Raw genomic sequence first — 8,878 nt, forward strand, 5'->3', positions numbered from 1 at the left:
TCTCTACCATCCCATCGGCTGCCCCGCACGCTGGGGCCGACGCCTTTTCCAAAACCGGTACGAACATGGGGTCCGAGCGTGGCGGCAACTGGCGGGCCTCAACCGCATAACGCAATTCGCGCCGCCAGGTGTAGAGCAGCGACGTACTGACATCGCGCTCTCGCGAAAACGCAGCAATGTTGCCACTGCGCTCCATCTCCGCAACCAGCGCCAGCTTCTCTTCCAGCGTCCAGGTCCGGCGCCGGCCGGTCATCCCCTTCAAAACTGGACACCTTGAAAAACCGGCGGATTTGGCACGCTCGGTACACGGAGGGTCGGGCGCGGGAGTGGAGGCCCGATTTTCGGCTTCCTTGTCTGCCAGATTGTTTGCCTGCCCCCTGTTTGGGGGCATTTCCTTTCATGCGGGAGCAGTTCGTCCCTCGAGCCAGGCGAGCCGCTGGAAGTTATAGACGAGGTTTGTCATGCCGATCTTGATCGTGGCCCGGGCGATGCCGATGGTGCGCACGACGAGGCCCATGCGGTGCTTTTGGCCTGCGAACACATGCTAGACATGAGCGCGGATTTTGGATCGGCGGGGGGTGGGCTTGGCGATCCGCCCGGGCCTCGGCCGCCTCGGCTTGCGCCTCTGGTGGATATGGCTCTTGAACATGCCGGCGGCGAGGAACGCTTCGTTCTTCTTCGACCGGTAGGCGGTATCCGCCCATACGCCCGAGCCGGTATTGCCCTTGCTGATCAGGTCGGGCAGCCGCGCCCCGTCGTGGCCGTTGGCGGCGCTGGCACCCCAGGTGCGGATCGGGCCGTGGGCTTTGTCGATGCCAACATGGTTTTTGTAGCCAAACATTGGGATGGCGAGATCGACGGGCTTTGCGGCCTTCGGATCGGCGCCCTCGCGGACTTTGGCCTTGCTGTATTTGATCGACCAGCGCGCATCCCTGTCTTTCTGTCGCGCCTTGGCCGGCTTCCAGTCCTCGGGGACGCGCCCTTCCTTGATGGCGGTCTTTTCGGCCTCGGTGTTGCGCTGTTTGGGTGCCGGGACCACCGTGGCGTCGATGATCTGCCCGCCCATGGCAAGATAGCCGCGATCTTTGAGCGCCGTGTCGAAGCGGGCGAAGAGTTTGTCGATCGCCTTGGCCTGCACCAGGCGCTCACGGAACAGCCACACCGTCGTTGCATCAGGCACGGTGCCGTCGAGGCCAAGACCCAGGAAGCGCTGGAATGACAGGCGATCCTTGATCTGGAACTCCGTCGCCTCGTCCGACAACGAGTAGAGCGCCTGAAGCACCAGGATCTTGAACATCAGCACCGGGTCGGTAACTGCTCAGGTGGTTGGCAAAAAGGGCTTGCGCGTGGGGGCAGGCGATGATTGTCATGTTCGTAGTCAAGAGTTTGGGGCGAGTTTGTCCGATCCGCATGAGCGGCGAGGGTATATAGCGCTGCGCATGGTAGGAAGCGGCGGCTGAGGACGACGGTTGATCAGACTGTGATGCGCGGGTTGGTTACCGCAAGACCGCGTGTTCGTCTCGGGCCTGCCTCTGTCTCAAGTCGGGCGTCGGCATTGCCGGCCACAGAATCACATCGAGGATTGCCCTGCCGTGCCGCCGCTCCCAACTATGGGCAGCGCAGATTGAGTTCTGATAGCGCGTTCTCCTTTGCGGTTGAGTGTTGATCAGGCTGGTTGAGCGGGACTTGTTGCGATGGCCCATACGAAGGCCGCCAATTCGCGGGCGATGGCGACGTTGACGACATTTGCGGGTTTGCCGGCGCGTGTCATGCGGCGATGGCGGGTGCAGAGCCGCAACTGAGCTTTCCACGCGATGTCCCGCACCTACTGGGTCACTGCCTGGTTACGCTTGAGAATGGCTTCTCCAAGCCGGGCGGGCAATCGATAGGTCCAGGCGCTTTCCACGAGCATGCGGCGAGCCCGGGTGTTGCCGGCCTTGGTGATGTTGCCCCGAGCGGTCTTGGCGCCCGATGAATGTTCGCAAGGCACCAGGCCGAGATAGGCCATCAACTGCCGCGGATTGGCAAAGCGATGGAAGTCACCGATCTCCGCGACAATGGTGATCGCCGCGATCGAGGCAATTCCGCGCAGAGCCTGGATAGCCGTCACGATTGGCGCCAATGACCAAGAGGGCACCAGTTCCTCCATTTGCCGAGCAAGCCGATCCCGTCGGGCTTCGGCTTCATCGACGACCTGGACCATTTCCTCGAAGGCGATCTGTCGGGCAGGATGCTCAAAGCGCTGTGCCGCCAGCCATTTGCGGTGTTTGCCGGTCCAGTGATTGCCGGCGCTATACGTGCGGCCTTGGCGCAGCAGGAAGCCAAGCACCTGTTGGCGTGCCCTACGTAGCCCTTGCATCGCCATCTGACGCGCACGGCACAGATCGCACATCGCCTCGTGGGCTTCGTCAGGCACCCATACCGCCGTCAATTCGCCGGACCGGAACAGCGCCGCCATGGTGGTCGCGTCGCGTCGGTCCGTCTTTACCTTGTCGCCCGGACGGGTGGGCACCAATGACGGGGCAACCACGATGCACTCGTAGCCGAGCTGCGTAATCTGACGATGCAGGCCGTAGCCACATGGCCCCGCCTCGTAGCAGAACGACAGATGTTCGTGCCGCGACGCCAGTTTGGTGATCATCTTCGACACCGCTGCAGGGTCGCTCGATATCTCCCCGATAAAGCGCACCTCGCCGCGACGAACGCCTTCCGCGACCGACACCGCTATCGTCTTTTTATGCGTATCCATCGCAACATATGCCATACAATGTTCCACGGCTCGTCTCCCATGCATGAGGATAGGCCCTTTTACAGGGTAACCCTCGATACTGCATGCCGGAGACGGGCTTCCAAACCCGAACATGGCGTCTCAAACTACCCATGGCACCGCCGCCGCTTCATGTCCTGACCGAGGCCGAGAAGAACGATCTGCTGCTTGCGCAGCATGAGATGATCGAGCGGATGGCCGCGCGGATTTCGGAACTGGAGGCGCTGGTGGGCAAGCCGCGCAGGACCTCTAAGAATTCGCATATCCCGCCCTCGAAGGACGATTTCGGCAAGGGCGGTCGTGGGGGCGGCGGCAGGGGTGGCAAATCCAAGGCAGGCAAGCGTCCCTCGCGCGAAGGCAAGCACCGCCCGCTGGCCGAGGCGCCGGACAAGACTGAACGCATGATGGCGGCGACCTGCTGTCATTGCGGAACCGATGTTTCCAGCCAGGCCCAGCGTTGCCGCCACCGCTATGACCATATCGACCTGCCACCGATCCGGCCGATTGTAACCCGTGTCGAGCTATACGGCGGTCGCTGCCGGGGATGCGGCAAGCGGTATCGCGCCGATGCGCCGGCCGGTATGGCTCCGGGTACGCCATTTGGGCCAGGCATCCGCTCGCTGCTGGCCTATCTGCACCACAGCCATCATGTCGGCTTCGAACGCCTGTCGCGGATTGCCCACGAACTGTTCGGCCTCGTCATTTCCGAGGGCGCCATTGCCAACGCCTTTCGTCGCATGGGCGCCGGTATGGCGGCGGCGACCAAGGCGATCACCGATAAACTGCTGACGGCGCAGGTGATCGCATCCGACGAGACGACCACGCGCACCAACGGCATCACGCATTGGCAATGGGTCTTCCTCTCGGACAAGGCCGTCCTGCACAAGATTTCCAAACGCCGGGCGCGCCAGGTTGCCGAGGGCGTGCTGGGCGGCCATCAGCCCGATGTCTGGGTTTCTGACCGCTACGCTGGCCAGCAGGAACTGGGCCGCGAGCATCAGGTCTGCCTCGCTCATGTGCTGCGCGACGTTCAATACGCCATCGACTGTGGCGACAGGGCTTTTGCCCCCAAGGTCCGCGATCATCTGCGCTGGGCTATCCGGATCGGCAAACGACGACAAAGCCTGAAGGACACGACGCTGGCGAGTTACGCGGCCAACGCCGACAATGTGCTGACCAGCTTGATGCGCGTCCCCATTGCCCATCCGGCAGGAAAGGTGCTGCTCAAGCAGATCAAGGCCTGGCGGGGCAAATTCTTCGTCTTCCTCACCAACCGCAAGGTCCCGGCAACCAACAACATATCCGAGCGAGAGATCCGTCCCTCGGTCGTGTTCCGAAAGGTCACCAACGGCTTCCGATCAGACTGGGGCGCACAGATCCATGCCGGCTATCGTTCCGTCACCGGCACTGCGCGGCTGTCGGGTCAATCAGCCCTCAGCGCCATCCGCGATCTCGTCGACGGCAAATTCGCCGTCGCCTGACCACGCCGCCATAAGCCAACACGGTGAGCAGTTACCCGGGTCGAACGGCGGACGCCCGCCCTTGCCGCGAACGCTGCGCCGAAGCGCTGCCACCAGCAGTCCGCGGAAAACCTCGAAATCCACCACCGATGTCAAGCGCTCGAGCGGATCGCCCGCCGCGCTCAGCGCTTCATATCGGTCCGAAAGATCAAAGAAACCGGGCTGTCCTGCCATCATCACCTCCGCCCTACCGTCGGCGAAGTGAAGCAAATCCACCCCTCAGACGCCAGAGTTTTTCGAGGTATCCAACTGGGCGGTGATCGCTACGCCTATCGAGAACTGCAAAATCTCGGGCGTGAACCCACACACTTGGTTGGCCCAGACCCTCGCCAAGCTCGCCACCGGTCTTCCAGCCAACGCCGTCGGCGAATTCATGACCTGGATCGCCGTGGCCTGAGAACGTCGCTTACCATGAAGCGGGGGCGGTGCCATGGGTAGTTTGAATCATCACCTGCCAGGCCGCGCAAGCCCTTTTTGCCGAACACGTGAGCAGTTACCATAGGGCAGCACATAATCCATAGCCATCCGGGTCAGTTCTCAGTGATAATCCTGGGTCAATTCTCGGCGCTACTCAACACGGAGGGGGCGAGTGTGATTCCCGGTAGGCACAACACGCTCCCTACGCATGACGCGGTCGACGAAACTCCGAGCGTAAGGATACGCCTTCTTGCCGAAAGCAATCGCAGGCTTTTCTACTAGGATGAAACCTGCAGCAGAAATCAGAATAGTTATAGAAAGAAGAATTGGAAGATAAATAATATAATTTCTTTCGATAGGGAAAATACGAAAGGCAATATAAATGATGATGCCATGCATCACGTATACACTAAAGGAAATTTCTCCCAGAACTCTTGCGCCGCGGTTGGAAAGCAATCCGAGCAAGTCATTTCCAGCCGCTACACAAAAGAAAACCGCCGCCAAGAGTACCATAGGCACCAAACCATAAGGTGTGTGGAATAGCGTTGTCGAGGCAAGCAAGGCGGCAAGCAGTGGCGCGGTCAACCATCGCTGCGAAAGAAGTTTTTGCACAGAGCCGTGGCGCACCACCTCACCAGTCAACATGCCAAAGATAAATAACGGCATATACGTGAAAATATCTAGGCCGGTCATCCGGGCCTGAAAAGACAGCGCTAACAGAAGGATTAGCAGGATCCACAATTTGTCACGATCGAATGGAATCCGGATAGCAGCGATCAACGGAAGGATGCCAAAATAAAAGATCCACTCCCATTTAATGGACCAGAGGACGGCCGCATTGACAAGATTGCTTGTCGCTATGTGCATCAGCGGCTTTTGCACTCCAAGTGTCCAGCTGAGCACTTCGAGCGGAAACCGACGGGTTGGCATTGTATGGTTCTCGACCGCTATCACCAAAGCACTCAGCAAGGTCGATACTAAAAGCATTGGAATAATGCGGAATAGCCTGCCATTGTAGGTTAACAGCCAATTCGTAGCTCGGAAACCATCGACGATGCGCGGATAAAAAACTAGCCCGGTAGCCATAAAGAACATCGATACCGCAGCTTTTCCGAATTCATTATACAAGTTTACCGTCGGCTCTACCCATGGATGCCCAAATTTATAGCCCAACCATATAATGAAATGATGAAACATAACCGAAATCGCAAGATAGCCACGTAAGCCGTCCACGCACCCAAACCGCTCACCGGTTGGTAGAGGAAATCCGAGCTTATATAGGGTTACACCGATTCCGGTCGCTAGTAAGATCGAAACGGCCATTGATAGCAGTAAAAACGAATCGATCATCTAGGTGCACCTGAATTACAGTGGACGAGGGCATATTTATCCGAAGTCACCAATAAAAATCGCATGATGTTAATAGAAATGTAATTTCTATACAGTCAGGATCAAAGTTGGGTCGATTGATACTTGCAGATTGGTTCGACGCTTGCCCTAACCACTGTTTAGTGGGGGTGAAATTGCGGATGTCAATTGATGTTGCCCTGACCCTCTTGACGAGACGTCCACTCATATAAGCGGTTGCGCTGATTTTGCCAAGCGATGTGACCGATACCTGATGGGCGCTACTGGAGCCATGCATGACAGTGCCGTCCCATGTAGGCGGCACGCGCGAGTGGCAGCTCAGGCGGATCATTCAGGCGATCCTCCATCTGCTGCCCGGGGCACTGTCACGCGACAAGCGATCGGCGTTATCTGGAATGGATGCCGGCCAATATCCGTGAGGAGGCGGCTCGGATCGGGCAGATGTTGTTGCTGCTGGTTGAGCGCATCATTAACGACCGTCCGTATCTTGGACCGACTATCATCCTGCCTTGGCATCAATGCGTTAGTCAAGCGTTCGCCAGCGTTGCCTTTGGCTGCGAGAACTGGGTGTCGCGATGGTGTGCGTCGATGTCACCCAAGCGTACCGGAGCCTGAACGCTATGGAAGCGACCTAGACTGATCCGCCCGATGCAGCCGGACTGGCGCATAGTTGGCACGCTCAGACTCCTACAAGGAGGGGCACGTTAATTGTCCGGCTGCGCATGGCGTGCGCAGCATTATCACTGCGCGTAGTGATCTGGTCGAGGCGCGCATTCGCCTTGATAACGTGATCCGCGGCCTTTGCGCGATATTCGGATCTTGGCCCGGCGCGGGACAAGGGTAAGCGTCCGGCCTCGGTCGTGTTGCTAGGTTGATGCCCCATCGCGATGAGCGCGCCTTACGCAGTGGCCATTCGCACTGCGTAAGGAGAGTGCGTTGGATAGGGTCGAGATCATCACTGGGGTGGAGCGCCGCCGCCGGTATTCGGATGAAGAGCGCGCGGCGGTTCTGGCGATGTGCGATGAGCCCAAGGCGACGATCGTGGGCGTGGCAAAGCGATTGGGGATGTCGCCGGGGTTGATCCATGGCTGGCGTAGGATGCGCCGGGAGGCGGAGAAGCTTTCGAGCGAACCGTTGCAATTCATTGCCTATGGCTCGGTTGGCGAACCGTCAGGTCAAGTGCTTGCCCCCACACCGATAGCACCACCAACTGCGCCGGTGCAGCACACCGCCGCCGAAGAACTGACCCGCCCGCATCCCGGCACCCGGCCGGGTGCGATTGACGTCGATCTGCCCAATGGCATCCGGCTTTCGGTGGACAGCTACGTCAATGAGAAAGCACTGGCTCGCGTGCTACGCGCCTTGGGGCAAGCGGCATGATCTCGCTGGCGCCGGGCACCAAGGTCTATCTGGCGAGCAAGCCGGTCAGCATGCGGCTTGGCTTTGACGGGCTGGCGGCGCTGGTGCGCCCCTTGTTCGCGGTCGAGCCTTATGGCGGCCATGTCTTCCTGTTTCGCAGCAAGAGCGGCAATTACCTGAAGGCGCTGCACTGGGATGGCAGCGGACTTTGCCTGTTCGCCAAGCGTCTGGAGCGCAGCCGTTTCGTGTGGCCGCCGCTCATTGAGGGTGGAGTTGTGCTGACCCCGGCGCAGTTCGGCTTGCTGATCGAGGCGATGGATTGGCGCCGCACGGTCGCCCCCGATCCGCCGCGCACACCGGCCCAACTTTAACGCCATAATTGGCGCAATTCTGGGCTTTTTGCTTGGGCGAAGAGGCGGATTCTGGTAGCGGGAAGCGTGTCTCCCGATGATCTCGAGCTGCCTGCTGACCCCGCAGAATTGCGCGCTTTTGCCGCTGCCATGCTGGCGCGCGTGGTAGCATCAGAGCAGGCGCTGGCCGCCGAGCGGACCGCCCATGACGAGGCCCGTCAGAAGCTGGAGGTGGTCCAAAACTCGATCAAGCTGACCGCGCTGCAGATCGAGAAGTTCAAGGTGCAACTGGCCCGCCTGCGACGCATGAAGTTCGGCCAATCCTCCGAACGCCTTGCCGCCCATGCCGATCAGCTTGAACTGACGCTGGAAGACCTTGAGGCCGAGCATGCCCATGCCGAGTGCGTGGTCGAAGGCCACGTTTCCGATGACGCGCCCACCAAGACAGCCCCACGCAAGCCCCGCCGTGCGTCGCTGCCCGACCATCTCCCCCGCGATGAGGTTATGCACGCTGCCCCGGATGCCGAGGGCTGCTCGGCCTGCGGCGGCACGATGGCCAAGCTGGGCGAGGATGTGACCGAGGTGCTGGAATATGTCCCGGGCCGCTTTCGCGTCACCCGCCATGTGCGCCCCAAGCTGTCCTGCAATCGCTGCGATGCCATCAGCCAGGCACCGGCCCCGGGGCTTCCCGTGCCGCGTGGCCGCGCTGGCCCCGGCTTGCTGGCGCATGTCATCGTCTCGAAGTTTGCCGATCACCTCCCGCTCTACCGCCAGTCACAGATCTACGTCCGGGAAGGCGTGGAGATCAGCCGCTCGACGATGGCCGATTGGCTGGGGCAGGCAAGCTGGCTGCTGCAACCGCTGGTCGACAGGATTGCCGATCACGTCATGGCCAGCGTCAAACTCCACGCCGATGACACGCCTGTTCCCGTGCTGGCGGCGGGGACCGGGAAGACCGCCACCGGCAGGCTATGGGTCTATCTGCGCAACAACCGACGATGGGACGCATCGGACAAGCCTGCAGCCCTGTTCCGCTACAGCCCGGATCGCAAGGGCGAGCGGCCGCGCGAGCACCTTAAGAGCCCGATCCGAAAGTT

The 8,878-nt window shown here is 60.3% G+C and carries 7 protein-coding genes and 4 pseudogenes; 6 read left to right on the plus strand and 5 right to left on the minus strand.

Annotated elements, in window-relative coordinates:
- The 3 genes and pseudogenes from H926_RS34400 to H926_RS24950 form a co-directional block, all read right to left on the minus strand.
- Positions 1–253 (minus strand): transposase (locus H926_RS34400; protein WP_022674630.1); only part of this gene is annotated, 253 nt, incomplete at its 3' end.
- Positions 254–397: 144 nt separating this feature from the next.
- A pseudogene (locus H926_RS24945) lies at positions 398–1,309 on the minus strand (IS5 family transposase); the annotation flags it as partial.
- A gap of 357 nt (positions 1,310–1,666) precedes the next feature.
- Positions 1,667–2,794: pseudogene (locus H926_RS24950) on the minus strand (IS110 family transposase).
- Between the two features lie 86 nt (positions 2,795–2,880).
- Here H926_RS24950 and H926_RS30645 point away from each other — a divergent pair.
- Complete coding sequence (locus H926_RS30645; protein ID WP_082208938.1) at positions 2,881–4,248, plus strand: IS66 family transposase; 1,368 nt, start codon at positions 2,881–2,883, stop codon at positions 4,246–4,248.
- Positions 4,249–4,284: 36 nt separating this feature from the next.
- Here H926_RS30645 and H926_RS0100955 read toward each other — a convergent pair.
- Positions 4,285–4,461, minus strand: a pseudogene (locus H926_RS0100955) (IS5/IS1182 family transposase); the annotation flags it as partial.
- 82 nt (positions 4,462–4,543) lie between these two features.
- Between H926_RS0100955 and H926_RS31415 the strand changes: the two are divergent.
- On the plus strand, positions 4,544–4,684 hold the full coding sequence (locus H926_RS31415) for a transposase domain-containing protein (protein ID WP_371256212.1): 141 nt from the start codon (positions 4,544–4,546) through the stop codon (positions 4,682–4,684).
- A gap of 170 nt (positions 4,685–4,854) precedes the next feature.
- Here the strand turns inward: H926_RS31415 and H926_RS0100965 are convergent, their stop codons facing one another.
- The gene (locus H926_RS0100965) at positions 4,855–6,054 is read right to left on the minus strand and encodes an acyltransferase (RefSeq protein WP_082208939.1); all 1,200 of its coding nucleotides are present in this window, start codon (positions 6,052–6,054) and stop codon (positions 4,855–4,857) included.
- A gap of 239 nt (positions 6,055–6,293) precedes the next feature.
- Between H926_RS0100965 and H926_RS34405 the strand changes: the two are divergent.
- From H926_RS34405 to H926_RS24960, 4 genes and pseudogenes are all read left to right on the plus strand, one after another.
- A pseudogene (locus tag H926_RS34405) lies at positions 6,294–6,437 on the plus strand (transposase); the annotation flags it as partial.
- Between the two features lie 571 nt (positions 6,438–7,008).
- Complete coding sequence (locus H926_RS0100970; RefSeq protein ID WP_022674633.1) at positions 7,009–7,452, plus strand: transposase; 444 nt, start codon at positions 7,009–7,011, stop codon at positions 7,450–7,452.
- On the plus strand, positions 7,449–7,802 hold the full coding sequence (gene tnpB / locus H926_RS0100975) for an IS66 family insertion sequence element accessory protein TnpB (RefSeq protein ID WP_022674634.1): 354 nt from the start codon (positions 7,449–7,451) through the stop codon (positions 7,800–7,802). Before H926_RS0100970 ends, tnpB begins: the two co-directional genes overlap by 4 nt.
- 66 nt (positions 7,803–7,868) lie before the next feature.
- The coding region (locus H926_RS24960) for an IS66 family transposase (RefSeq protein ID WP_022674635.1) at positions 7,869–8,878 on the plus strand (1,010 nt) is incomplete at its 3' end.

The organism is Novosphingobium sp. B-7, from assembly GCF_000410615.1.
GTDB lineage: Bacteria > Pseudomonadota > Alphaproteobacteria > Sphingomonadales > Sphingomonadaceae > Novosphingobium > Novosphingobium capsulatum.